The sequence below is a fragment of the Mesorhizobium sp. M0816 genome (genome assembly GCF_040320005.1).
GTDB lineage: Bacteria > Pseudomonadota > Alphaproteobacteria > Rhizobiales > Rhizobiaceae > Mesorhizobium.
Genome location: NZ_JAMYOT010000015.1, coordinates 113,685 through 136,654, shown reverse-complemented (window position 1 = coordinate 136,654; position 22,970 = coordinate 113,685). Strand labels below are relative to the sequence as shown.

Genomic DNA, 22,970 nt, shown 5'->3' with positions numbered 1-22,970 from the left:
AAACAGACAGATATCGCAGAAACCAACTTGTCTGCGTGTCCGCCACCGTTCAAGAAAGAGCTTGACGTTTGTCTGAAATTGGTAATACCAGATCAGGACAAATAAAGCGGATCAAAGGGTGAAGGCTAAGATCCGTTTCGGTCGAACGAGGAGGCTCAAAACCGGAACGGTGCCGTCACGGGAGGACTACCAGGGCCGGCCTCGCCGCCGGCTCGCATGACGCGGTAGAATGCGCACAAGGGAGGAAATCATTATGCGCAAGACAATGACCAGCTTGCTTGCTGGTATCGGCCTAGTGCTCGCCTGCGGAACGTCCGTCTACGCGCAGGAAAAGGAACTTACAATCTTCTGGGCGGAATGGGATCCGGCCAATTACCTGCAGGAACTCGGCAACGAGTACGAGAAGGAAACCGGCGTCAAGATCACGGTGGAAACCACACCGTGGCCCGACTTCCAGACCAAGGCCTTCACCGAGTTCAACGCCCATGGCGACGCCTACGATATGGTCGTCGGCGACTCGCAATGGCTCGGTGCCGGCTCGACCGGTGGCCACTATGTCGACCTGACCGACTTCTTCAACAAGCACAAGGTCGGTGAAGTGATGGCACCGGCCACGGTGAAATACTATGCCGAATATCCGGGCGGCAGCAGCAAGTACTGGGCCATTCCGCTCGAAGGCGACGCCGTCGGCTGGTCCTATCGCAAGGACTGGTTCGAAGACCCCAAGGAAAAGGAAGCCTTCAAGGCCAAGTATGGCTACGATCTCGACGTGCCGAAGGATTTCAAGGCGCTACGCGACATCGCCGAATTCTTCTACCGGCCGGACCAGAAAAAATACGGCATCGCCATCTACACCGACAATTCCTATGACGCGATGGCGATGGGCTTCGAAAACGCGCTGTTCTCCTTCGGCGGCGAGCTGGGTGACTATAAGACCTACAAGGTCGATGGCTTCATCAACTCCGACAAGGCGATCGCGGCGCTCGACGCCTACAAGGAACTCTACAAGTTCACGCCTCCGGGCTGGGCCAAGTCGTTCTTCGTCGAGGACAACCAGGCGATCACTGAAAACCTGGCCGCGATGAGCATGAACTACTTCGCGTTCTTCCCCTCACTGATCAACGAGGCGTCGAACCCGAACGCCAAGAACACCGGCTTCTTCGCCAATCCAGCCGGACCTGGCGGCGACCAGTTCGCCGCACTCGGCGGTCAGGGCATCTCCATCGTTTCCTACTCGCAGAAGCAGGAAGAGGCGACGAAGTTCCTGGAATGGTTCATCAAGGACGAGACCCAGAAGAAATGGGCAGCGCTTGGCGGCTACACCTGCAGTGCCGCCGTGCTCAAGTCGCCCGAATTCCAGAACGCCACGCCCTACAACAAGGCGTTCTACGAGACCATGTTCAAGGTCAAGGACTTCTGGGCGGTTCCGGAATACGCGGAACTGCTGCAGCAGCTTAACCAGCGCATCTATCCTTACATGATCGGCGGCGAAGGCACCGCCAAGGAGACGCTGGACGCACTGGCAGCCGACTGGAACGCGACCTTCAAGAAATACGGCCGCGGCCAATAAGTATGAAGTTTCACGGAGGGGGCGTTCGTGCCTCCTCCGTTTCTTTTTCTGATTTTTGAACCGGGAGCAGAGTCTTGGCGACCACGATGATCACCACGCTGGACAGGTCCTCGCGGGCCGCCGCTCGCGGTCTAAGCGACATTTCGATCCGCAATCTCTTCATCATCCCGACGATCCTGTTTCTGATCGTCTTCAACATCTTCCCGCTGATCTATTCGCTGGGCTATTCGTTCACCGATTTCCGCGCCTCGACCAGCGCGGCGGCGAATTTCGTCGGGCTGCAAAACTACCGCGACCTGCTCAGCGATCCCTATGTCTGGTCCAACTTCGCCATCACCGCAAAATACGTCATCATCTCGGTCGCCGGCCAGCTGCTCGTCGGCTTCGGCGTGGCCATGCTGCTCAATCGCGACATTCCGCTCAAGGGCCTGCTGACGACGCTCCTGTTGTTGCCGATGATGCTGTCGATGGCCGTCGTCGGCCTGTTCTGGAAGCTGCTCTACGATCCGTCCTTCGGCATCATCAATTATGCGCTGGGCCTCGGCACCTTCGAATGGCTGTCGGATCCGAAAATGGCGCTCTATGCGGTCGCGCTGACCGACATCTGGATGTGGTCGCCCTTCGTCATGCTGTTGTCGCTGGCCGGCCTGTCGGCCGTGCCCAAGCATCTCTACGAGGCAGCCGCGATCGACAGGGCCGGGCCGTTCTACACCTTCTTCCGCATAACGCTGCCGCTGGTTGCGCCGATCCTGATGATCGCGGTCATCTTCCGCACCATGGAGGCGTTCAAGACCTTCGACCTCGCCTACATCCTGACCAGCCAGCCGACGGCCGAGCTGATCTCGATCCGGCTCTACAAGATGGCGTTCCAGGAATGGCAGACCGGGCGTTCCTGCGCGCTCGCCTACATCGTGCTGATCATGGTGCTGGCGATCACCAACATCTATGTCAAATACCTCAACAAGGTGAAGGAGCGCTGAGATGGCCGCAGTCCGCACTTCTTCCGAAATCACCTTCAACCGGGTCGCCATCGTCGCTGTCCTGCTGGTGACGATCATCTTCCTGGCGCCGATCTACTGGATCGCCTCGACGGCGTTCAAGCCGCGCAACCTCGCCACCACCATTCCGCCGACGGTGGTTTTCCAGCCGGAGATATCGCCCTTCGTCAAGTTGTTCACCAAGCGTTCGCAGCTGCGCAGCCCGCCGTCGCCGGAGGAGTACGCGGCTGCGCCGTGGTGGGAGCGCGTCGTCTTCAATGGGGGCGAAAAGATCGTGCGCGACGGCAAGGGCCAGGTGCAGTGGTCGGGCTATCCGAGCCGTTTCATGAACTCACTGATCGTTGCCATAACCTCGACCGTCCTGGCCGTCGGCATGGGCACCTTCACCGCCTATGGGTTCTCGCGCTTCAAGGTAAAAGGCGAGGCGGACCTACTGTTCTTCATCCTGTCGACACGCATGCTGCCGCCGGTGGTCGTCGCCATTCCGATGTTCCTGATGTACCGGGCGGTCGGCCTCAACGATTCCCATATCGGCCTGATCATCCTTTACACCGCCTTCAACCTGTCCTTCTCGGTGTGGCTGATGAAAGGCTTCATGGACGAGATCCCCAAGGAGTATGAGGAGGCGGCCCTCGTCGACGGCTATACGCGCATGGAGGCCTTCTTCAAGATCGTGCTGCCCGAGGCCGCCACCGGCATCGCCGCCACCGCCGTGTTCTGCTTTATCACGGCGTGGAACGAATATGCCTTCGCACTGATCATGACCAGCCGCCGTGCCCAGACAGCACCGCCCTTCATCCCCAGCCAGGTCGGTTCCGGCCTGCCGGACTGGACGGTGATTGCCGCCGGAACCTTCCTGTTCCTGCTGCCGGTCGCGATCTTCACCTTCCTGCTCCGCAACCACCTGTTGCGCGGCATGTCGTTTGGAGCGATCCGCAAATGAGCTTTCGCGACATCAACCAGAAATATCTCGAACCGGGCAGCCAGGTGCTGATGGTGCTCGGTATCATCGCGCTCTGCCAGCCATGGAACATGCTGCTGCACAGCTATGGCGTGACCATCATCCTGATCGGCCTGATCGGCTTCAACATCACCTCCAAGATCGCGCCGGAGGAGAAGGCCGGCACCGGGCAAGGGGCAAATCCGGGGGCACAGCATTGACCCAGATCGAGCTTCGAGGCATCCAGAAATATTTCGGCGCCGTCCAGGTCATCAAGGACCTCAACCTGAAGATCGACGACAACGAGTTCATCGTGCTGCTCGGCCAGTCGGGCTGCGGGAAGACGACGACGCTCAGGGCGATTGCCGGGCTGGAGACGATCGACGGCGGCGACATCCTCATCGACGGCAAGCCGGTCCAGCACCTCAAGGCCGCCGATCGCGATATCGCCATGGTCTTCCAGTCGTTCTCGCTCTATCCGCATATGAGCGTCTATGAGAACATCGCCTTTCCGCTCAGGGCGACGCGCAAGAGCAAGGCCGAGATCGACAGCGAGGTGCGCTCGGTCGCCAAGACGCTGCAGATCAGCGATCTCCTCGCCAAGAAACCGTCGGCGCTGTCGGGCGGCGACATGCAGCGCGTGGCGATCGGCCGAGCCTTGGTGCGGCGGCCGAAGGCGATGCTGATGGACGAGCCGATCGGGGCGCTCGATGCCAAGCTGCGCGAGGAGATGCGGGCCGAGATCAAGCGGCTGCACATCAAGCAGGGCTCGACCAGCATCTACGTCACCCACGACCAGATCGAGGCGATGAGCCTCGCCGACCGCATTGTCATCATGCATGAAGGTGTGCTGCAGCAGGTCGGCTCGCCGGACGAGGTCTATTCGCATCCGGCGAATCTTTTCGTCGCGCAATTTGTCGGCAGCCCGGTGATGAACGTCGCCGACACTTCGGTGACCGAGAAAGCCTCATCGGCCTCGGTCACGGTCGGCGATGCGGCCGCCGGTTTCGAATTCCCGCGCGCCTTGCTGTCGAAGCTCAACGGCCATGCCGGCAGCCAACTCGCGCTCGGCATCCGGCCGGAAGGCGTTCTCGTTCGCCGCGAAGCCGCCGAGGGGTTCTTGCCGGTGGAGACGCAGATCGTCGAGCCGCTCGGGTCCTTCGATATCGTCGACCTCAAGGTCGGCTCCAAAATGCTGCGGGCGCGCACCAAGAGCGGCTTCATCGGCGGCCCCGGCGAAAGGGTCTTCGTCAGGATCGATCCCAGCCAGGCGCATTTCTTCGACACGGCGAGCGGCAAATCGCTGGGAGTGAGACTCTGATGGCCCACATCCAGCTCAAGAACATCTCGAAGAAGTTCGGCAACCATACTGCTTTGACCGGGCTCGATCTCGACATCGCCGATGGCGAGTTCTTCGTTCTGCTTGGCGAGACCGGCGCCGGCAAGACGACGACGCTGCGCATGATTGCCGGCCTGGAAAAACCGAGCGAAGGCCAGGTCTTCATCGACGGCGTCGATGTCGCCGACTGGGGCGCGGCCGAGCGTGACGTGGCGCTGGTGCTGCAGCAATATTCGCTGTACCCGCGCTATACGGTGCGCCAGAACCTCGAATTTCCGCTGAAGCCGAAGATCCGCCGGCTGCCCGATGCCGAGATCAAGGATCGTGTCGACCGCGCGGCCAGGACGCTGAGGATCGAGCATCTGCTCGACCGCAAGACCGACAGGCTTTCAGGCGGCGAGATGCAGCGCGTCTCGATCGGTCGCGCCATCGTGCGCAAGCCGCGGGTATTCCTGATGGACGAGCCGTTGTCGGCGCTCGACGCCAAATTGCGCGAGGCGCTGCGCACCGAATTGAAGAACCTGCAGATGCAGCTTGGCGCCACCTTCCTGTTCGTGACGCATGATCAGATCGAGGCGATGTCGATGGGTGACAAGGTTGGCGTGCTCAACCATGGCCGCATCGTCCAGACCGGCACGCCGTACGAGATCTATAACAATCCGCGCGACACCTACGTGGCAAGCTTCGTCGGCTCGCCGCCGATGAATCTCATCGACGGCAAGCTCGTCAACGGACGTGCGGTGATGGCGCCGCTCAATTTCGAATTGCCGTTTGCGGGGGGTGCCAAGACTTCGGGGGGTGCCAAGACTTCGTGGGGGCTAAAGACGGGCGCGGCGACCGACGGTCGCCCGCTCGTCTTCGGTATTCGTCCCGAGGACGTCTATCTCGAGACCGGCGCGCCGGTCGAGGCGCGGGTCCATGACGTCGAGAACCATGGCGTCGAGAAGATCCTGACGCTGCGGGTCGGCGACGCCATGCTGCGCGCCACCGTGCCTGCCAGGACCGACGTCCAGATAGAGCAGCCGGTGCGCTTTGCCTGGAACCCGGACAAGGTGGTGCTGTTCGACAAGGGCAGCGGAATAAGCCTGCGTCACGCCGGCTAAGTACAAGCGTCTTTACTGCGCTAGAGCGGGATGCGTTCAAAGTGAACCGTGCATCCCGCTCTATCCATGTGTTTTAGCCGCATTTGTGCGACGCCACTTGATTCCACTTGGCTGCGAAATGCTCGAGTCTTCCCGTCATCCCCCGTACGGGGGATGCGGATGCTCCGATTTGTCGAATAGGCTGATCCTTTGGTCCCAAACGGGCTTTGCAAGCCCAATTTGGAGGCCCAAAACGGAGGGTTGGCTATGGGAAATCTGTTCCGCAGTTTTGCGACGATCCTGCTCGTCGCCGGTATGGGATTGTCGGCGGCGCATCTGGGCGAGGCGCAGGCAGCCAAGAAAGTTGTCGCCGGCGCGAAGGTCGACGCCAAGAAGATCAAGGACCTCAACGGCACGGTCAATCTGTCCACCAGCGACTGCAAGCTGTTGTTGAGCGGCACCGTCGTGGAAGTCTCGGATGGCAGGTGCGGGGCCTCCGGCAAATATTGCAAGAGCAGCGCCGGCTCGGCCTGCATCACCGAGCAATAAGCCGGCCAACGTTTAGCCGGCCTGGCGGATCTCCGCCTGTTCCTCGGCCCGGAAATGGCTGGGCGGCGATCCGATGACCCGTTTGAAGGCGCGGCTGAAGGAGGCGTCGGATTCGTAGCCGAGGCGCGCCGCGACGACGGAAATCTTGAGCCGGTCGCGGACCAGCCATTGCCTCGCCTGGTGCATCCGCACCTGCGTGACGTACTTTGCCGGTGTTTCGCCGACAATGGTTGCGAAGCGCTCGGCGAAACCTGATCGCGAGGCACCCATCATCTTCGCCAGAGCCTCCACCGTCCAGTCGCGGTTCGGTTCCAGATGGATCGCGGCCAGCACCCGGCCGATCTCGCGGTCCCTGACCGCCGCAATCCAACCGGAAGAGTCGCCGCAGCCGCGCTCGACCCATGAGCGGATGACGGTCGCGGCGAGCACATCGGCCAGCCGCGCCAGGATGCCGCCGGAGCCGACGCGCTCCATCGTCACCTCGCGGGCCATCGCTTCCAGCAAATGCGGGATACCTGGCTCATAGGCCTCCAACTCATGTGCGCGCATCACGTCCGGCATCATGCCGAGCAAGGGGTGCAAGCCATCGAGATTGAAATACATGCTGCCGAAAAACAGCAAGGTCCCCGGACGGCAGCCGGGCATGCCGTCATTCGACATGCAATAGACACCCTTGCAGATTTCCTCGACCTCATAGCCGTGGATCGGCGCCGCCTCGATACCCGGCTCGCTCGCCAGCGTGTGGGCTGAGCCGCGCGGCAACAATACCGCGTCGCCCGCCTTGAGCTCGACCCATTCACCGGACGGCTGCAGCAACCAGCAGCCTTTGCGGCCGATGAAATGAAACCGTGCCGCCGCCTGAGCCGGAAAATGGATGCCCCAGGGTTCCTTCATCTCGCAACGGCCGTAATCGACGCCTTCGAGACGCAATCCGCGCAATATGTCTGTCAGCGGATCGCCGGTGATTGGAATTTTGGACGAACGGTCAAACATAATGGTGTTTCTAGCATGGAAACTCCAGCTAGTCACTCCCTATGTTGCTTGCATTGCCGCCAAATGCTGCGCTGCAACAGACCGGAGATCCCTCATGACCGAACCCGCGACAGGCGTCATGGACGCCGTTCTCGACCCATCGGAAACCGGCGAACGATCCGAGCCCGCATGGGGGGCGGTGGTCTCCCTGGCGCTCGGAGTCTTTGGCCTGGTGACCGCGGAATTTCTGCCTGCCAGCCTGCTGACGCCGCTTGCGCAGGATCTCGGCATCACCGAAGGCGCCGCCGGGCAGGCGGTAACGGCCACCGCCGTCATTGGCGCGATTGCGGCGCCGACCATGGCTATTGTCACCAAGCGGCTGGACCGCAGGCTGGTCATGTGGGCGCTGACGGTGCTGCTTGTGCTGTCAAACCTGGTGGCCGCGTTTGCGTCCTCGCTTCCCGTTCTTCTGATTGCCCGCATCATGCTCGGGATCAGTCTTGGCGGCTTCTGGTCGATGTCGGCAGCCATGGCGATGCGGCTCGTTCCGATGCGGTTGATGTCGCGCGCCATGTCGATCATTCTCACCGGCGTTTCGGTGGCGACGGTCTGCGCGGCTCCGGTCGGCGCCTATGTCGGCGACATCTGGGGCTGGCGGACGGCGTTCATGATCGCCGCCGTGGTCGGTGCGCTGGCGCTGCTGGTGCAGGTGGCTACCATTCCGAAGCTGCCGCCTGCAGGTACGGCAGGTTTTCGCACGCTGCTGGAGGTGATGAAGCGGCCGATGATCAGGGTGGCACTGCTGGTGGTGCTGCTGGTCGCCTCGGGACATTTTGCCGGCTTCACCTATGTCCGCCCGTTTCTCGAGAAGGTGCCCGCGCTGGACATCGAGACGATCTCGCTTGTGCTGCTCGCCTACGGCATTGGTGGCTTCTTCGGCAATTTTGCCGGCGGCTTCATTGCCGAACGCAGCCTCAAGGCAGCCGTCAGCCTGGCGCCCCTGCTGATCGCGTTTTCGGCGCTCCTGCTGCTGGTGGTCGGAGGTTCACCCGTCGTGGCTGCAATAGCAGTGGCCAGCTGGGGCTTTGCCTTCGGCGCCGTCCCAGTCGGGCTGCAGACCTGGCTGGTGCGGGCCGCCCCCGATCAGGCGGAAAGCGCCGGTGGGCTCATGGTTATGACGTTCCAGGTCGCCATCGCGTTGGGCGCCGTCTTCGGCGGCCTGCTGGTCGACAATACCGGCGTTGCCACCGCCTTCGCCTATTGCGCGGCGGCGACGTTGCTTGCGGCACTGGCGGCGTTCTTCCTTGGCCCCAAGCCGATCGACGACCCCAAGGCCTAAACGGAACGGCCGTCGAAGTCGAAGACCGGCACGGCGGCGACGTCCAACGCCTCGATGCAATTGATATTGATATAGGCACTTCGCCCGCTCCCTTCGCCGACATCCTCGGCGAAGGGGTGAATGCCGCAGCTGCGGCAGAAGCGGTGGGCGATGACATGGTTGCCGAAGCTGTAGCGGCCGAGATCATCGCCCCAGGCAAGCACCCGTATGCTCTCATGCGGAACTGCCCATAACAGTGCACCCTTGCGCGAGCAGATCGAGCAATTGCACCGAACGGCTCCGGTCAGCTCGCCTTCGACCTCGAACGCGACCTTGCCGCAGTGGCAGCTGCCTTGGTAGAGCATCGGGCCTTCCTCCTTCGGTTCGACAGGTGCAAATCCGACCGTGCCGGGCTATGTCTCCTGCGGCCAGTTTCTGGCTGCTACCTTAAGACGTTGCAAGCGCGCGGAGTCCGACACCGAAAAATGCAATCAGCCCGCGATCACCTCGAAGCAATTCTTTCGCCTCTTGCCGCTCGCGTCGACGATGAGAGGGTTTTCGTAAAGCTCTACCCGGAAGCCGCACGGGCGGCGGCGGACGCCACCGATGCGCGGCGAAAAGCCGGCGTCACGCTCGGGCCGCTCGATGGGGCGATCGTCTCGATCAAGGATCTGTTCGATGTCGCCGGCGAGCCGACCACGGCTGGCTCTCTGCTGCTCGCCAACGCAGCGCCGGCGCTGCGGGATGCCATTGTCGTGCAACAGTTGCGCCAGGCCGGTGCAATCATCCTCGGCAAGACCAACATGACCGAGTTCGCCTTTACTGCGATCGGCGTCAATCCACATTATGGCACGCCCGGCAATGCTAGCGATGCCAGCCGTATTCCGGGCGGCTCCTCCTCAGGCGCCGGCGTTTCGGTGGGCGAAGGCACCAGCGAAATCTCCATCGGCTCCGATACCGGTGGTTCGGTGCGCATTCCGGCATCGCTGAATGGCGTCGTCGGTTTCAAGCCGACTGCGCGGCGCGTGCCCCTTGCGGGTGCGTTTCCGCTGTCAGCCACGCTGGACTCGATCGGTCCGCTAGCCCGCACCGTCGCCGAATGTGCGGCGGCCGATGCAGTGATGTCGGGCGAAAACCTGGCGGCACTGTTGCCGCTGCCGCTGGACGGCCTGCGCATCGGTATTGCGCGCGGCGTGCTGTTCGATGATACGCAGGAAGAGGTCGCGACGACGTTCGACCGGTGTCTGCGCAAGATAGAGCTTAGCGGCGCACGGCTTGTGGAGCTGTCGATCGACGATCTGCTTGCCGATCTGCGCGTGGCAACCCAACGCGCGTCGATCGCGGCGATGGAAGGGGCGGAGATCCATGCCGACTGGCTGGCGACGGGAGCGACGAGGCCGGTCGACCCGCGGGTAAGCGGGCCATTGTCGCGCGCCGCCGCCATTCCGGCCACGATCTATATCAGGGCAATGCGCCGCCGCACGGCGCTGGCCGCCGCGATGGATGACCGGCTGGCGTCGGTCGACGTGCTGGCCCTGCCGACCACACCGGTGACGGCGCCGACGATCGTGTCGATGACCAGCGACGAGGCTCTGTGCAACAGGACGGAAGGCCTTCTGCTGCGCAACACGCAGGTCGCCAACCAGTTCGATCTATCAGCCATCTCGCTGCCGATGCCGGGAATGACGCGTCCGGCCGGGCTGATGCTGGTGGCGCGCAATGGCCATGACCACCACCTGCTGCGCATCGCAGCGGGCGTGGAGGGGCTGCTTGCAAATTGATAGGATAGCGCGTGTCAGCGCGACGAGCAGTGGCCGCGTTCGCTGTCCTTGGCGGCGCGTTCGATGCTGGTGGCGACCAGCCAAGGCAGGGTGTACCGCTTGCCGTTGAAGGTCCGGGTGCGGTTCTCGATCGAGCCGACAACAACGACCTTGCCGGCATAGAGCTTGTCTGAAAGATCGAGCGCCTTGTCTTGCTGCGGCAGGCGATCGATGTCGATTGAAACGCCTTTGATGAGCTTCCCAGCAGCGAGGTCGAGCGCGCTGTTCGATGGACAGGGTGCCGCCACGCAGCGTATGCCGTTGTCGCAGAACACGTAGCTACCCTGTCCGTTGGCGAAGGCTTGCGCCGTCGCCACGCAGAAGCCGGTGGTCAGCAGGAATTTTGTGACGCTTGCCATGCCGGCACCATCGCCGGCGAATTCGGGAAAATTGGGGCGCTTTCAGAAATCGGCAGGGAACCGCCGCCGGTAGTGCTCGACCACTTCGGGGTTGCGCAGATTGACCGGCAATCTGTTGGCCAGCACCAGCAAGGCTTCGCCAGCCGCGCCGACGCCCATGCGCATCATCGACTGCTCGGTAATCCCAGCCATGTGCGGGGTGACGATGACGTTGTCGAAGCCAAAATAAGGATGGTTGGGCGGTAGCGGTTGTGTAGCAAAAACATCGAGCGCAGCGCCGCCGATGCGGCCCTTCTGCAAGGCCTCGATCAGCGCGTCGTCATCGATCACCGGCCCGCGCGAAACATTGATCAGCAGCGCATCCGGCTTCATCCGCTCAATGCGCTCGCGGCTGATCAGCCCCCGTGTTTCGGGCGTCAGCGGGCAGCACAGAACGATGATGTCGCTCTGCTCGATGAGTGCATCGATCGACAGGAAGCCGACCCTGTCCGGCGCCGGCCGCATGCTGCGCGTCGTCGCCACCACATTCAGATCGAACCCATGGGCGGCGATGTGGCCAACCGCCTGACCGATCGCGCCGAGGCCGACAATGCCGATCGTCTTGCCCGCTAGCTCGCTGGCCACCACCGTGTGTTCGCGGCCCGCCAGCCATCCTTTCGCACGCAAGTCGCGGTCCAACACACGGAAGCGCCTAAGCAGCGCCAGCGCCGCGAACATCACATATTCGGCGACAGATCGCGCGTTCACCCCCGGCACGTTCGCCACCAGCACGCCGGCCGCATTGGCCGCTTCCATCGGTACCATGTCCAGCCCGGCGCCGTGGCGGATCGCGGCCCTGAGCTTCTTCGCGCCTTCGAAAAGCGCCGCAGGCAAGGGAGCGCGAACGATGATGACATCGGCGTTCCTCGCCTCGGCGGCCAGCGTGGCCGCATCGAGGGCGGAAGCAACGACGAGTTCGCCGGCCCCGGTCAGCATGGAAGCGGCACGAGGGTGCAGTCTGTGTGTTGACAGGATCTTGGGCATTTCAGGCCTTTTCGAGCGCAGGGCTTTCCGGTTCCGCCCCACGCCCCTCGATCAGCCCCTTCCAGTAGCTTTCCGCGCCTTGCAGGTGGGCGCTCATCAGCGCCTGGGCGAGATTGCCATCGCGGCGCAGCAGCGCCTCGTAGATCTGGATATGCTCGGCATGGGAGCGCACGCTGCGTTCGGGATCGTTGAAATAGATCGGCAGGCGCAGTTCACCCATCATGTAGTAGACGCTGCAGATATTGTGGAAGACGCTGTTCTTGGTCGCCCGCACGATCTCGAGGTGGAACTCGCGGTCTTCCCGGGCAAGCCCTTCACCGGCGGCGATGCGATCCTCGGAGGCCTTCAGGATCTCGCGCAGCCGCTCGAAATTCTCCTCGGTGGCGCGTGAACAGGCAAGTTCGGCGGCCTTGATCTCGTGGATCTTGCGCAACTCGACCGTCTCGTAGATCTGGATGGGATCGAGCGGCAGGCCGGCGCGGGCGAACAGCGCCATCGCCTCGACGCTCGCCTGCTTCGTATCGATGTAGATGCCGGATTTCGCCCGTCGCTCGACGATGCGCATGGCCTCGAGAATGGCCAGCGCCTCGCGGATCTGGCCGCGGCTGACGCTGAAATGCTCTGCCAGTTCGCGCTCCGACGGCGTGCGGCCCGTCTCCTTGTCCGAATGGGAGAACAGATAGGCGGCGAGTTCCGCGAGAAGGTTCTTTTCTTTCATGTCAGCCGTGTTGCGCGTGCGCCTCCAGGAACCGCTCCGAAATGGTGAATCCCAGCCCGGGTCTATCAGGGATCGCTACCATACCGTCCTTTGCTTCGACAGTCTCTTCGATCAGATCGTGGATCATCGGGTTGGCGCCGAGCGAATATTCGACGGTGAAGCTCGCCGGTGAAGCAGCGCAGACATGCAGCCCGGCAAAGAAGCAGGGCGCGCCGGCCCAAAGATGCGGCGCAAAGCGCAGATTGAAGGCGCTGGCGATGGTGCCGATCTTCATCGCCTCGCTGATGCCACCGCAAAAGGCCGGATCCGGCTGGAATATATCGGCGGATTTGAGCACGGCGAGGTCGCGGAAGGCATAGCGCGTCGCCTCGCTTTCGCCGGTGGCGATCGGGATCGAACCGCAGGCGCGCACCTCGGCCATGCCGGGCTTGTCGTCGGCGATCACCGGCTCCTCGAACCAGGCGAGATCGAGGTCGCCGGCGAGATGGATAAAGCGCTTGGCCTCGGCCACCGTGTAGGTGCCGTGCGCGTCGACCATCAGGTCGATATCGGGACCGAGCGCCTGTCTGGCGGCACGGACGCGAGCGGCCGAGATATGTGGGGCGCCGTCCATGGCGCCGACGCGCATCTTCAGCGCCTTGAAACCGCCCTTGGTGATGTAGGACTGCAGCTGGTCGCCGATGGCTTCCGCAGTGGCCCAGCCGCCGGAAGCATAGGCCGGCATGCGGTCCAGCTTGCGGCCGCCGAGCAGCCGCCAGACCGGAACGCCGAGCGATTTGCCAAGAATGTCCCACAATGCGATGTCGACGGCGCTGATAGCGGCGATGCTCATGCCGCGTCGCGCCAATTGCGGCATGGCGTGGCCAGCGCGAGCGGCGCTGTCGTGGCGCGTGCCATTATAGAGCATCTCCCATATGACGCCGATGTCAGCCGGGTCGCGGCCGACCAGCTGCGGGCCGACCTCGTAGTTCAGCAAATGGACAAGGGCGCCGTAGCTGCCGGCGCTGCCGGCGGCATTCTTGCCCTCGCCCCAGCCGACCAGCCCGTCGTCGGTCTCGATGCGCAGGATGGCGGCGTCGAACGTCGCCACCTGACCGAAGTCGCTACGGTGCTGCTTCGCGGCTTCGATCGGTATGCGGACCCACCAGGCTTGGACCGTCTTGATGCGCATGTTCATCCTCGGCCCGGCCGCGGTGAGGCGGAAGGGCTTTTCCAAACGGCTCGGCTACTTGATCAGCGGCAGCAGCGTTTCCGCGTTGATGCGCATCTGGTCGGTGTAGAATTTCTCCGTGAGCACGCTGGAGCCGTGGTCCTGAATGAATTTCAACTGCTCCGGCGAGATGTCGACGGGGTTGCGTTCGACCATGTCGGGATAGGGGGCAGCCGGGGTGCGGTCGACGGGGGCGACGAATTCATTGGTCAGCGCGCCGTCATAGCCGATCTCCTTCAGCGTGCCGACGATCTTCGGCCAGTCGATCTGCCCGAGGCCGGCGGCGAAGCGGTTGTTGTCGGCGACATGGAAGTCGTACAGGCGCTTGCCGACCTGCCGGATGGCGTCGTAGACGTTAAATTCTTCCATGTGGATGTGGTAGGCGTCGAGGCAGACGCCGCATTCGGGACTGACCGCATCGGCCAGCGCCAGTGCCTGGGCGCCGCGGTTGAACAGATAGGTCTCGAAGCGGTTGAGCGGCTCGACCGCGATCTTGACGCCGACCTTCTTGGCGTGGGTGAAGCATTCCCGGGTGGCGTCGACCACCCATTTCCACTCCTCTTCCTCGGTGCCGTCCGGCACCACCTTGCCGACGGTGGCCGGAACCAGCGTGATGATCTCGCCATCAAGTTCGCTGACCATGGTCAGCACGTCCTTGACATACTGCACCGAGCGCTCGCGCTGGCCCTGGTCCTTGGCGGCGAGATTGCGCTCGCCCAGCATCAGCGTCACCGCTCCCCAGCAGCGAATGCCGTACTCGTTCAACAGTGCGCGCGTCTCCTTGGGCTTGTAGTGTTCGGGTTCGCCGGAGATCTCGATCGACTCGTAGCCGAATTTCTTGATGCGCTTGAGCGTCGTTTCCAGCGGCTCCGCCCGCATCCAATTGTGCGTCGAAAGATGCATGGTCTATCCTTCCCAGAATCGCCTGTACCAGTTCGCCTGCGGCGCACTCTGCCGAAGCGTGCCGCATGATTCCTCCCCAAGGCGTCCCAGCATTTTTTGCAAACTGGTTCGACCAATTGGGCTTGATGGGAGGTCTACAGTAATTTCATCTGGACGGCAAGAAGTGCTGCCATCAAGCGTTAGCTCCTAGCTAGACCATTGATTATGCTTAAACATGTGGCTTAACTCGGCATGGTTGCAAGACTGCGGCAGCGCGTCAAATGGCTTGACCAGATTTCGTCATTTGGTAATACCAGAATAGCGGCGCTGAGCGCGCTGTGCAAAGAGACCAAAGACGCTGGCCCTGTTTTCAATCGGCGCTATGCTTGGTCGTGAAACATAGGGAGATGCCGATGCCGACGACGATGAAGGGGCCTGGTCTGTTCCTGGCGCAGTTTGCGGGCGACGCCGCGCCGTTCAATTCGCTGGCCTCGATCACCAAATGGGCGGCTGGTCTGGGCTACAAGGGCGTGCAGATCCCGACATGGGACGCTCGACTGTTCGATCTCGAGAAGGCAGCCTCCTCCAAGGCCTATTGCGACGAGGTGAAGGGCATCTGCGCCGATGCCGGCGTCGAAATCACCGAACTGTCGACGCATCTGCAGGGGCAACTGGTGGCGGTGCATCCCGCCTATGACGCGCAGTTCGACGGCTTTGCGCCGGCTGCGGTGCACAACAATCCAAAAGCCAGGCAGCAATGGGCGGTCGAACAGATGAAGTTCGCCGCCAAGGCGTCGAAGAATCTCGGGCTCAAGGCGTCGGTGTCGTTTTGCGGCGCGTTGGCCTTCCCATACCTCTACCCATGGCCGCAGCGGCCGGCGGGACTGATCGAGGAAGCATTTGCCGAGCTGGGCAAGCGCTGGAAGCCAATCCTCGACGTCTATGACGAGAACGGCGTCGATATCGGCTACGAAATCCATCCGGGCGAGGACGTGTTCGACGGCGCGACATTCGAGATGTTCCTCGATGCGGTCGGCGGCCACAAGCGCTGCAACATCAACTACGACCCGTCGCACTTCCTGCTGCAGCAGCTCGATTATCTCGAATTCATCGACATCTACCACGAGCGGATCAAGGCGTTCCACGTCAAGGACGCTGAATTCAATCCGACCGGGCGGCAAGGCGTCTATTCCGGCTACCAGAGCTGGACCAACCGCGCCGGGCGTTTCCGCTCGCTCGGCGACGGGCAGGTGGATTTCGGCGGCATCTTCTCCAAGCTCACCCAATACAATTACGATTCATGGGCGGTGCTGGAATGGGAATGCTGCCTCAAGCACCCGGAGGATGGTGCTGCCGAAGGCGCCCCCTTCATCCAGCACCACATCATCAGGGTGACGGAAAAAGCATTCGACGATTTCGCCGGCGGCACGACCGATAAAAAGGTGCTGCGCGGCATGATGGGGATCTAGCACAGATATCCCTCCCGAGGGGAGGGTGGCCCGGAGGGCCGGGTGGGGTCGGTCCATGCCGAGCTTCATGCCCGGCGACCCCACCCGCGCTACGCGTCGACCCTCCCCCTCAAGGGGGGAGGGGTATCTCAGATAACGAGGGAGAAAATCATGGTTGGCGCATCGAAGACGGAAACGGGAGGCGGTCCGATCCGCTACGGCATGGTTGGCGGCGGACAAGGCGCCTTTATCGGCGCGGTGCACCGCATCGCGGCGCGCATTGATAACGAGTTCGTGCTGGTTGCCGGCGCCTTGTCGTCGAATCCGGAGCGCGCCAAGGCCTCGGCGGCCGAGCTTGGGCTCGATCCGGCACGCAGCTACGGCTCCTATGCCGAGATGGCCCAGGCCGAGGCCAAGCGGCCGGACGGCATCGAGGTGGTGGCCATCGTCACGCCGAACAATGTGCACGTGCCGGCCGCCAAGGCTTTTCTAGAGGCCGGCATCCACGTCATCTGCGACAAGCCGCTGGCGACGACGCTGGCCGAGGCAAAGAAGCTGGCGGCGCTGGTCGAAAAGACCGGCAAGGTGTTTGTGCTGACGCATAACTACACCGCCTATCCGATGGTGCGGCAGGCACGCGAGATGGTGGCCAAAGGACAGCTCGGCGATATCCGCATCGTGCAGTCGGAATATCCGCAGGACTGGCTGACCGAAGATCTGGCCGCCACCGGCCAGAAGCAGGCTGCGTGGCGCTCAGACCCCAAGCAGGCCGGTGCCGGCGGTGCGCTGGGCGATATCGGCACGCACGCCTACAACCTCGCCCGTTTCGTCTCCGGGCTGGAGCTCGATTCGTTGTCGGCCGATCTCGATGCCTTCGTACCGGGGCGGCTGCTCGACGACAACATCAATGTGCTGCTGCGCTTCAAGCCGGTCGGCGGGTCGCACTCCGCCAAGGGCATGATCTGGGCAAGCCAGGTGGCGCCCGGCCACGAGAACGGCCTGAAATTGCGCATCTACGGCTCGAAGGGCGGGCTCGAATGGGTGCAGGCCGATCCGAACTATCTCTGGTACACGCCGTTCGGCCAGCCGAAGCAGTTGATCACCCGAAACGGCGCGGGAGCGTTGCCCGTCGCCGGGCGCGTCAGCCGCGTTCCGCCAGGCCATCCGGAAGGCTATCTCGAAGGTTTCGCCAACATCTACCAGGAAGCCGCGCGGGCCATTCGTGCGGCGCGCCGGAAGGGCGGCAAGCCGGCTAAGGATGTCGTTTTCCCAACTGTGCAAGACGGCGTCGAAGGCATGGCCTTCATCGAGGCCTGCGTGAAATCGGCGAAGAAGAATGGAGCGTGGACGAAGCTCTGAAGGGGTGGTGATATTCAGGTGAGACCGGCCTGCAAATGGCAGTTTCCTGCGCTTCCGGTGCTCATGTACCAAAAGTACGCTCCGCTCCGGTTCTCGGAACCCACCATTTTCGGCTCGGCCTGACCTGAATCTCACCACCCCTCCGGCGATCGAGCGAATGAAGGGGAGGGGCGTCGATGAAAATCGGCATGTGCATGTTGTTGTGGACGACCAGTGTCACGAAAAAACACGAGCCGTTGTTGAGGGATATCAAGGCGACCGGCTTCGACGGCGTCGAGATACCGGTCTTCTCCGGCACGCCGGACGACTACAAGAAGCTCGGTGAGCTGCTCGACCGCATCGGGCTGCAACGTACCGCCGTCTCGGCGATGGGCGATCCGGCGATGAACCTGATCTCGGCCGACGCCTCGACGCGCAAGGCCGGTATCGACTACATGAAATCGGCGATCGACTGCGCTCAGGCGCTTGGCGCGAACACGTTGAGCGGCCCACTGCATTCCACACTCGGAGCCTTCTCCGGCAGCGGGCCGACGGCGGCCGAGAAAAAACGTTCGATCGCTTCGCAGCGCGCCATCGGTGACCATGCCGGCAACAAGAGCATCACCATCGGGCTGGAGGCGCTCAACCGCTTCGAATGCTATCTGCTCAACACGATGGACGATTTGTCGGCGCATATCGACGCGATCGACCGGCCGCACATCAAGGCGATGTACGACACGTTCCATGCCAACATCGAAGAGGCCGACCCGATCGGCGCCTATACGCGCAACCGCAAGAACATCGTCCATATCCATATTTCGGAGAACGATCGCGGCGTGCCGGGCCGCGGCCACGTCCCCTGGAAGGAGACTTTCTCCGCCATTCGCAAGAGCGGCTACGACGATTGGCTGACGATCGAGGCGTTCGGGCGTTCGCTGAAGGATTTAGCCGCGGCCACCAAGGTGTGGCGCGACTTTTCCGAAGGCCCGGAAGCTGTTTACCGCGACGGCTACAGGCATATCAGGAATGGATGGAGGAAGGCGCCCTAACCGCACGTCTGCGTAACGCCCCCGTCAGCCCTGGCCGGCCTGGATCCGGTTGTAGTCGTGGATCGTCCTGCTCAAGCGGCGGCGCAGGAAATTGGAAATGCTGTCGAAGATGAAAACGACGAGCAGGACCAAGAGCACCATGTAGAAGACATTGGCCCAGTTGGAATTGGTGCGCATCGCCTCCCAGAGCTTCAGGCCGATGCCACCGGCACCGACGGCGCCGATGATCGTCGCGCCCCTGGTGTTGGATTCCCACTGATAGAGTGTCTGGCTGATGAAGACCGGGATCACTTCCGGCAGCACGCCATAGCGCTGCACCAGCAAGCCATTGGCGCCGGTCGACTGGATGCCCTCGCGTGGCTTGTCGTCGATGTTCTCGAGGCCTTCCGAATAGACTTTGCCGAGCGTGCCGATCTCGGTGAAGAAAATCGCGGCGCTGCCGGCAAGCGGGCCCGGGCCGAAGGCGCGGGTGAAGAACAGCGCCCAGATCAGCATGTCGACCGAACGCATGAAATCGAAGAACCGCTTTAGCACCTGGCTAAGCAGGCCGCTCGGGGTGATGTTGCGGGCGGCGAAGAAGGCGAGCGGGAAGGCAACGATGCCGCCGAGCAAGGTGCCGAGAAACGCCATGACGATGGTCTGGAACAGCTTCGTCCAGACGTCGCCATGCTGCCATTGGGCGTTGTTCCAGATATTGTCGGCGGCCAGCGCAATGTTTGATGTGCCCGGCTTGAGCTGGGGTCCGGACATCAGCAACGAGACCACCTCGCCGGGCGACTTGCCGAAGAAGGGCGAGCGTGTGTCGAAGACGAAATTCGCCCAGCCGAGAAAGCGTTTGCGGACCTTGACGCGATCGACGGTTATACGGACCTCGCCGGCAAAGCCCATCCTGGCGACGATCTCATCGTCATGCACGGTGATCCACTCCGGCACCGGGCCGGATATTACCGGTTTGCCGTTGGTCAACGACACCGGCACCGCCTGGCCATTGGCGACAAGCGTCGCTTCGGCCTTGTCGAAGGTGACGGATTTGGCTCGGCCGTCGATCAGGATGGTGTAGGAGCCGTTGGCGTTGGTGATGACCCAATCGGGATGCGGGTCTTCGCCGAGCGCCGAAAAACGCGGATATCTGGGTGTGATCTGAGGCTGGTCGAGACGGAATTCCGGCTGCAGATCGTAGCTGATCCATTGCGTCAGGAAGAGCGGCAGGCGCTCCCAGTGCGATTCCCTCAGCACTTGCGGCAGGCTGAAGAACCACAAGGCGTAGAGGAGATAGAGCAGGATGCCGGTGAACAGGACCAGCGGGCCGAAGCGTTTGTACAAGGGCCGCCGGAACACTTGGGGAAAGCGCTCCTCGATCGACCGCATCTCATCGGCGGTCATTGCGGCCATGGGCAGTCTTCTTGTTGATTTGCCATGATCTTTTCCAAAAACCGGAATCCACTTTTTGGGATCATGGTCAGGCACCCATCATGAATGCCTGCTCGCCGACGAGCTTGCGGCGTAGCGAGGCGGAAAACTGGTCGACGAGGAAGATCGTCGTGAACAACAGCAGCACCAATGCCAGCGTCTTGGCGCCGAAGCCGCGCGAGATGGAGAGCTTCAGTTCCTCGCCGATGCCGCCACCGCCGACCGCGCCGATAATGGTCGAGATACGCACATTGATCTCGATCCTGAGCAGCGTGTAGGACATGAAATTGGGCAGCACTTGCGGCAGGCCGGCAAAGCGCACGCGCTCGAACCAGTTGGCGCCGACCGCGCGCAGGCCTTCTTCGGCGCGCATGTCGATGTTTTCGTTGATCTCGTAGAAGAGCTTGCCGAGGGCGCCGATGGAATGCAGGCCGATGGCGATGATGGCTGCGACCGGGCCGGTCGAGAGGATGGCTGCGAACAGGCCGGCAATGACGATCTCGGGGAAGGCGCGAAGCAGTTCCATGAAGCGCTTGACGACGAGCCGGAGCACCGGACTGGGCGTCAAGTTGCGCGCGGCGATGAAGGAAAAGGGCACCGCAAAGACAAAGCCGATGAAAGTGGAAACCAGCGCCACGTTAAGCGTGGTGAGCATCAGCTCGAAATATTCGGGTAGATAAAAGCCGCCCCAGAGATAGACGCGGCCAAGCGGGAAGTTGAACTCTTGGCTGCCCTTGTCGTGCGGCGATGCGATGTCGAACAGCGCCCGCCAGACGTCGTTCCAGTCCTTGGGAACAAGCCAACTAAGGAAATCCAGTATGTGCGGCAGCCGATCGAAGAAATGTCCGGCATTGGCCTCGTCGGCGAACCATATGGCTGTGCACATGGCGACAAGCAGTGAGCCGATGCCGAGCGCCGTATAGAACCGGCGCAAGGACGTCTGGCGTCGCCAGGCGTCTGCTGCCTGCCGGACCGCGTCTGAACGAATTGTAGCGGCGAAGGTCATACGGGGTCACGAGCGGACACGCAAAAAGGGCGGCGCTGGAGGACGCCGCCCTTTCCGCAATTGTCGTCAGCCGCCGATCGCGGCTTTGCGGGCTTCGACGATGACGCTGTAGAAGTCCGGCTTCACCGGAACATAGCCGGTGAAATCGCCGCCTTCGATAGCCTCGAAGCAAGGCTTGTCCTTGGCCGGCAGGCTGGTGAAGAAGTTGGCGAGCTTGGCGCTTATACCGCCGCCGAGCGCGGTGCGCACGACCAGCGGGCCGTTCGGGATCAAGCCGGAGCGCCAGACTTCGACGAAATCGTTGGGGTCCACGGCGCCCTTGGCGACTTCCTTGTGGAAGGTGCCGGAGGTGTAGCCGTTCTTGAAGTCGCCGATGCCCGAGGAATCGTCAACCGCAACATCGACCTTGCCGTCGCGAACCGCGAGAAGGTTGTTCTCGTGGCCGCCATTGAACGGGGTCGAGGCGAAGAAGGTTTCGTTCGAAGCGCCGGTGTCCTTCGGGATCTGGGTCAGCGGGATCAGGTAGCCGGAGGTCGAATCCGGGTCGGCATAGCCGAGTTTCTTGCCCTTGGCCGACTTGATGTCGGTGATGCCGGACGACTTCAGCGCAAGGCCGATCGAATAATAGCCGGTCGCGCCGTCGGTCTGCTGGGTGGTGAGGATCGGGGTCACGGCGTTCGGATCCTTGAGGTAGACGCTGGCATAGCCCGACGCGCCAAGCTCTGCGAAATCGAGCGTGCCGCCGAGCAGGCCCTGGATAACGCCGTCATAGTCGGCGGCCGGGAACAGCGAGACCTTCTCGAAGCCGAATTCGGACTTCATGTGATCGGCGAGGCACTGAAAGTTGCGCAGCCGGTCCGCTTCGTTTTCACCGCCAAGGATGCCGATGCGGAATTCCTTGATATCCTGGGCGTGAGCGGCGCTTGCCGCGATAGCGAGCAATGAAACGGCGCCAAAAACCATCTTCCTGAACATTATCTCTCTCCTGTTGGTCCCGGCCTCGCGCCGGTAGCGTACGAATTTTTTGACAGGTGCCTTTGACGCGGGCGGGCGATCAGGCCGTTCTCAATATCCCGGGAATGCGGGCTCGAGCGGTCCGGCGGATGCAGCGATTTTCTGTTTGATGGCGACACTGGTGGAGGTGATGGCCTCGGAGATTTCGCCGCCATTGCTGTCGGCGCCGTAGACCATGCGCACGGCCTCGCGGTTGAGGGCTTCGGGCGGGCCGTCGAAGACGACCTTGCCGGCGGCCATGCCGATGATGCGGTTGCAGTAGGTGCGGGCCGTATCCAGCGTATGCAGATTTGTGATGACGGTGATGCCCTCGCGCAAATTGATGTCCTGCAGCGAATCCATCACCACCTTGGCGTTGAGCGGATCGAGCGAGGCAATCGGCTCATCCGCCAGCAACACCTTCGGCTGCTGCATCATGGCGCGCGCAATCGCAACGCGCTGCTGCTGGCCGCCGGAAAGCGTGCCGGCCGGCTGCAGGGCGGTGCGGGCGATGTCGAGGCGCTCGAGGGCTGCAACCGCCTCGGCGCATTCGCCGCGGGAGAACATGCCGAACAGGTTGGACAGGGTCGAGCGGTGGTTGAGCCGGCCGAGCAGCACATTGGTCAGCACGTCGAGGCGCGGCACGAGATTGAACTGCTGGAAGATCATGGCGCAGTCGCGCTGCCATCGCCGGAGCGGCGAGCCGCGCAACCCGGAGACCTCGACGCCGTTGAACAGGATGGATCCCTGGCTGGGATCGATGAGGCGGTTAATTATGCGCAGCAGCGTCGATTTGCCGGCGCCGGAGCGGCCAATGATGCCGACCATCTGGCCTTGCGGAATCGCGATGTGAACATTGCTGACGGCGGTGTTCTTGCCGAACCGGCGGGTGACGCCGCGGATTTCGAGCGTAGCTGACATGGTGCAGGCTCCAGTCCAATCGCAA

The 22,970-nt window shown here is 62.4% G+C and carries 23 protein-coding genes; 12 read left to right on the top strand and 11 right to left on the bottom strand.

The genetic code is table 11. The annotated features are described in order from the left end of the window. Positions 1 to 253: 253 nt before the first annotated feature. From NKI17_RS23030 to NKI17_RS23000, 7 genes are all read left to right on the top strand, one after another. On the top strand, positions 254 to 1,570 hold the full coding sequence (locus NKI17_RS23030) for an ABC transporter substrate-binding protein (RefSeq protein ID WP_352448404.1): 1,317 nt from the start codon (positions 254 to 256) through the stop codon (positions 1,568 to 1,570). A 74-nt stretch (positions 1,571 to 1,644) separates the two neighbouring features. After that, the gene (locus tag NKI17_RS23025) at positions 1,645 to 2,550 is read left to right on the top strand and encodes a carbohydrate ABC transporter permease (RefSeq protein ID WP_023722315.1); all 906 of its coding nucleotides are present in this window, start codon (positions 1,645 to 1,647) and stop codon (positions 2,548 to 2,550) included. 1 nt (position 2,551) lies between these two features. Further along, positions 2,552 to 3,511 carry a carbohydrate ABC transporter permease gene (locus NKI17_RS23020; RefSeq protein ID WP_292661213.1) on the top strand — a complete coding sequence of 320 codons (960 nt, stop codon included), beginning with the start codon at positions 2,552 to 2,554 and terminating at the stop codon, positions 3,509 to 3,511. Further along, positions 3,508 to 3,729 carry a hypothetical protein gene (locus tag NKI17_RS23015; RefSeq protein ID WP_023675179.1) on the top strand — a complete coding sequence of 74 codons (222 nt, stop codon included), beginning with the start codon at positions 3,508 to 3,510 and terminating at the stop codon, positions 3,727 to 3,729. The genes NKI17_RS23020 and NKI17_RS23015 overlap by 4 nt, the downstream gene beginning before the upstream one ends. Then, positions 3,726 to 4,829 carry an ABC transporter ATP-binding protein gene (locus NKI17_RS23010; RefSeq protein ID WP_352568289.1) on the top strand — a complete coding sequence of 368 codons (1,104 nt, stop codon included), beginning with the start codon at positions 3,726 to 3,728 and terminating at the stop codon, positions 4,827 to 4,829. The genes NKI17_RS23015 and NKI17_RS23010 overlap by 4 nt, the downstream gene beginning before the upstream one ends. Then, entirely contained in the window at positions 4,829 to 5,950 is a 1,122-nt protein-coding gene (locus NKI17_RS23005; protein ID WP_352448401.1) for an ABC transporter ATP-binding protein, read from the top strand. Before NKI17_RS23010 ends, NKI17_RS23005 begins: the two co-directional genes overlap by 1 nt. A gap of 246 nt (positions 5,951 to 6,196) precedes the next feature. Then, positions 6,197 to 6,478: a hypothetical protein gene (locus NKI17_RS23000; protein ID WP_352448400.1), complete on the top strand. Its 282-nt coding sequence runs from the start codon at positions 6,197 to 6,199 to the stop codon at positions 6,476 to 6,478. 12 nt (positions 6,479 to 6,490) lie between these two features. Here NKI17_RS23000 and NKI17_RS22995 read toward each other — a convergent pair whose 3' ends face one another. Next, positions 6,491 to 7,471: an AraC family transcriptional regulator gene (locus NKI17_RS22995; protein ID WP_023675183.1), complete on the bottom strand. Its 981-nt coding sequence runs from the start codon at positions 7,469 to 7,471 to the stop codon at positions 6,491 to 6,493. A gap of 94 nt (positions 7,472 to 7,565) precedes the next feature. Here NKI17_RS22995 and NKI17_RS22990 point away from each other — a divergent pair, with 94 nt between their 5' ends. After that, positions 7,566 to 8,789 carry an MFS transporter gene (locus NKI17_RS22990; RefSeq protein WP_352568287.1) on the top strand — a complete coding sequence of 408 codons (1,224 nt, stop codon included), beginning with the start codon at positions 7,566 to 7,568 and terminating at the stop codon, positions 8,787 to 8,789. On the opposite strand, the gene NKI17_RS22985 is transcribed toward NKI17_RS22990, so the two are convergent. Further along, complete coding sequence (locus NKI17_RS22985) at positions 8,786 to 9,133, bottom strand: GFA family protein (protein WP_352568286.1); 348 nt, start codon at positions 9,131 to 9,133, stop codon at positions 8,786 to 8,788. The two genes, NKI17_RS22990 and NKI17_RS22985, sit on opposite strands and share 4 nt — an antisense overlap. A gap of 120 nt (positions 9,134 to 9,253) precedes the next feature. On the opposite strand from NKI17_RS22985, the gene NKI17_RS22980 reads away from it, so the two are divergent. Continuing rightward, the gene (locus NKI17_RS22980; RefSeq protein ID WP_352755136.1) at positions 9,254 to 10,549 is read left to right on the top strand and encodes an amidase; all 1,296 of its coding nucleotides are present in this window, start codon (positions 9,254 to 9,256) and stop codon (positions 10,547 to 10,549) included. 14 nt (positions 10,550 to 10,563) lie between these two features. Here the strand turns inward: NKI17_RS22980 and NKI17_RS22975 are convergent, their stop codons facing one another. The 5 genes from NKI17_RS22975 to NKI17_RS22955 are packed head-to-tail and all read right to left on the bottom strand — an operon-like array spanning position 10,564 to position 14,801. Further along, entirely contained in the window at positions 10,564 to 10,947 is a 384-nt protein-coding gene (locus NKI17_RS22975; RefSeq protein ID WP_352588475.1) for a hypothetical protein, read from the bottom strand. Positions 10,948 to 10,989: 42 nt separating this feature from the next. After that, positions 10,990 to 11,970, bottom strand: a complete 981-nt coding sequence (locus NKI17_RS22970; RefSeq protein ID WP_352448395.1) for a hydroxyacid dehydrogenase — start codon at positions 11,968 to 11,970, stop codon at positions 10,990 to 10,992. Position 11,971: 1 nt separating this feature from the next. Next, complete coding sequence (locus tag NKI17_RS22965; RefSeq protein WP_352714040.1) at positions 11,972 to 12,688, bottom strand: FadR/GntR family transcriptional regulator; 717 nt, start codon at positions 12,686 to 12,688, stop codon at positions 11,972 to 11,974. 1 nt (position 12,689) lies between these two features. Then, positions 12,690 to 13,859 carry a mandelate racemase/muconate lactonizing enzyme family protein gene (locus NKI17_RS22960; RefSeq protein WP_023675189.1) on the bottom strand — a complete coding sequence of 390 codons (1,170 nt, stop codon included), beginning with the start codon at positions 13,857 to 13,859 and terminating at the stop codon, positions 12,690 to 12,692. Between the two features lie 54 nt (positions 13,860 to 13,913). Then, complete coding sequence (locus NKI17_RS22955) at positions 13,914 to 14,801, bottom strand: sugar phosphate isomerase/epimerase family protein (RefSeq protein ID WP_352725625.1); 888 nt, start codon at positions 14,799 to 14,801, stop codon at positions 13,914 to 13,916. A 392-nt stretch (positions 14,802 to 15,193) separates the two neighbouring features. Here NKI17_RS22955 and NKI17_RS22950 point away from each other — a divergent pair, with 392 nt between their 5' ends. The 3 genes from NKI17_RS22950 (at position 15,194) to NKI17_RS22940 (ending at position 18,615) form a co-directional block, all read left to right on the top strand. Continuing rightward, positions 15,194 to 16,249 carry a sugar phosphate isomerase/epimerase family protein gene (locus NKI17_RS22950; protein WP_023675191.1) on the top strand — a complete coding sequence of 352 codons (1,056 nt, stop codon included), beginning with the start codon at positions 15,194 to 15,196 and terminating at the stop codon, positions 16,247 to 16,249. A 150-nt stretch (positions 16,250 to 16,399) separates the two neighbouring features. Beyond that, positions 16,400 to 17,587 (top strand): Gfo/Idh/MocA family protein, encoded by a 1,188-nt coding sequence (locus tag NKI17_RS22945; RefSeq protein WP_023675192.1) that lies wholly within the window; start codon positions 16,400 to 16,402, stop codon positions 17,585 to 17,587. Between the two features lie 176 nt (positions 17,588 to 17,763). After that, entirely contained in the window at positions 17,764 to 18,615 is an 852-nt protein-coding gene (locus NKI17_RS22940) for a sugar phosphate isomerase/epimerase family protein (protein WP_352755131.1), read from the top strand. Between the two features lie 24 nt (positions 18,616 to 18,639). Here the strand turns inward: NKI17_RS22940 and phnE (NKI17_RS22935) are convergent, their stop codons facing one another. The 4 genes from phnE (NKI17_RS22935) to phnC all read right to left on the bottom strand — a co-directional run bounded on the left by phnE (NKI17_RS22935) (position 18,640) and on the right by phnC (position 22,945). Then, on the bottom strand, positions 18,640 to 20,007 hold the full coding sequence (gene phnE / locus NKI17_RS22935; RefSeq protein ID WP_352644068.1) for a phosphonate ABC transporter, permease protein PhnE: 1,368 nt from the start codon (positions 20,005 to 20,007) through the stop codon (positions 18,640 to 18,642). Between the two features lie 67 nt (positions 20,008 to 20,074). After that, on the bottom strand, positions 20,075 to 21,031 hold the full coding sequence (gene phnE, locus NKI17_RS22930) for a phosphonate ABC transporter, permease protein PhnE (protein ID WP_352906852.1): 957 nt from the start codon (positions 21,029 to 21,031) through the stop codon (positions 20,075 to 20,077). 66 nt (positions 21,032 to 21,097) lie between these two features. Further along, complete coding sequence (gene phnD, locus NKI17_RS22925) at positions 21,098 to 22,006, bottom strand: phosphonate ABC transporter substrate-binding protein (protein WP_352906851.1); 909 nt, start codon at positions 22,004 to 22,006, stop codon at positions 21,098 to 21,100. Positions 22,007 to 22,096: 90 nt separating this feature from the next. Next, the gene (gene phnC / locus NKI17_RS22920; protein ID WP_352906850.1) at positions 22,097 to 22,945 is read right to left on the bottom strand and encodes a phosphonate ABC transporter ATP-binding protein; all 849 of its coding nucleotides are present in this window, start codon (positions 22,943 to 22,945) and stop codon (positions 22,097 to 22,099) included. Positions 22,946 to 22,970: the final 25 nt, after the last annotated feature.